Below are 1,882 nucleotides of genomic sequence, written 5' to 3'. Positions count from 1 at the left end.
CACCGGAGCGGCGACCGTGCCACCGCTGCCGCGCCGGCGCGGCCCCGGGGCGCTCACGCGGCACCGTCCCGGGTGCGGTGCCCGACCAGCTCCGGGGCGGCGACCGGGTCGGACATCGCGGTGAGGATCCGCCGGGGCGGGGTGAACGGTTCCCGGGCGTGCGCGGCGAGCATGTTCTCCACCAGCAGCACGTCTCCCTGCCGCCAGGCGAAGGAGCGGGTCTCCGCCGCGTACGCGGCCCGCAGCTCGGCCAGCACGTCGTCCGGCAGGGGCGTGCCGTCCCCGTACGCGGTCTGGTAGGGCAGGTCCTCCTCGACCAGCGCCGCCCGCAGCCCGGCGCTGACGTCCTCGGGCAGCGAGGTGACGTGGAAGAACAACGCGTGGTTGAACCAGGTCCGTTCCCCGGTGACCGGGTGCCGGCGTACCGCGGGGCGGACCTGCCGGGTCCGCAGCTGCGTCTCGCCCACCCACTCCACGTCGATCATGGCGCGGGCGCAGTACGCCTCGACCTCGGCGCGCGAGTCGGTCTGGAACGCCGTCTGCCAGCTCAGGCTGATCCCGGGCAGGTAGTTGCGCCGGTAGAGCACGCCGCGCCGCTCGAATTCGGCGACCGTCTCCGGGCGCAGCCGGGCCAGCACCCGACGGCTGTCCGCCAGCGGCGTACGCCCACCGGCGGCCGGCTCGACCTCGCAGTGGAACACGATGCGCAGCGGCCAGGTGAGCGTGTACGACTGCTCGTTGTGCAGCACGATCGGCTGGTCGGCCGGGTGCTCGGTGGAGGTGTAGACGCCCTCGGTGACCCGGCTGCGCGGCGAGGACCGCTCGCCGTAGGACAGCACGTCGCCGGAGAGCGCCGCCATCACGGTCCGGAAGTCGTCGGCGCCGGCGACGGCGAAGCCGCGGAACAGCACCGCGCCGGCGCGCCGGGCCAGCTCGTCGATGTCGTCGCGGTGGCCGGCGAGCCAGCCGGCCAGGTCGACGTCGGGGACGTTGGCGCGGACCAGTGCCGGCAGTGGGCCGCCGGGCCAGTCCGGCCGGACGTCCACCAGGCTCCGGTCCCGGCCGCGACGGGGGACGGGCCGTGCGAGGGGAATCTGATCGGTCATCTCTCTCTCCCAGCGGTGTCGACGCAGTCGGCCAGACTGCGCCCGGGGTCGACGGCGGCAGCGCGCAGCAGCGCGGTGAGGCGGCGGTGCCACGTCGCCACCCCGTCGTCGTCGAACAGGTCGGTGCGGTAGGTCCAGAGCGCCGCCAGCCCGTCCCGGCGGTCGTCCAGCCAGAGCGTCAGGTCGAGACGGGCCGCGTCGGGTGTCAGCTCCACGCCGGTGAACTCGCCGCCGACCGCGCTGAGGTGCCGGGCCGGCGGCGCGTTCTGCACCCCGAACGCGACCTGGACGAGCGGGTTGCGGTGCGGCCGGCGGGCCGGGTTCAGCCGTTCCACCAGCAGGTCGAACGGGACGTCCTGGCGGGCGGCGGCGAACAGCGTGACCCGCCGCGCCTCGGCGAGCAGGTCGGCGAACGTGCGGTCGAGGGCCGGGCGCAGGCGCAGCGGCAGCGTGTTGACGTGGCAGCCCACGCTCTGTTCGGCGGCCACGCTGGTACGCCCGGCGAAGGCGACGCCGATCAGCAGGTCGTCCCGGCCGGTGGCGGCGCCGAGCAGGGTGGCGAACGCGGCCAGCCCGACCATGTGCAGGCTGGCCCGGTGGGTGCGGGCCAGCTCCCGTACCGCCGTCGCGGTCGCCGGGTCCACAGTGGTCCGCAGCGCCCGGCCGTGCGGCGGGGTCGCCGGAGGCGTCGGGCGGCCGTCCCGCCGCGTCCCCAGTTCGAGCACGGTCGCTGCGCCGCGCAGCTCGCGCAGGAACTCGTCGACGGCCCGTCGTCC

General features: G+C 75.8%; 2 protein-coding genes. Both read right to left on the bottom strand.

The genetic code is table 11. The annotated features are described in order from the left end of the window. Positions 1–53 precede the first annotated feature (53 nt). Entirely contained in the window at positions 54–1,106 is a 1,053-nt protein-coding gene (locus HUW36_RS31960) for a TauD/TfdA family dioxygenase (RefSeq protein ID WP_174531470.1), read from the bottom strand. Beyond that, a partial coding sequence (locus HUW36_RS31955) for a condensation domain-containing protein (RefSeq protein WP_246248427.1) occupies positions 1,103–1,882 on the bottom strand: 780 nt, incomplete at its 5' end. The genes HUW36_RS31955 and HUW36_RS31960, both read right to left, overlap by 4 nt.

Source organism: Micromonospora maritima (genome assembly GCF_902825405.1).
In the GTDB taxonomy this organism is placed as follows: domain Bacteria; phylum Actinomycetota; class Actinomycetes; order Mycobacteriales; family Micromonosporaceae; genus Micromonospora; species Micromonospora maritima.
Note: the sequence above shows the minus strand (reverse complement) of the source record. Positions and strands in the feature narration are given on the sequence as shown.

Coding starts and splice junctions, on each gene's coding strand:
- HUW36_RS31960 (WP_174531470.1), bottom strand. CDS start 1,106: ATGACCGATCAGATTCCCCTCGCACGGCCCGTCCCCCGTCGCGGCCGG.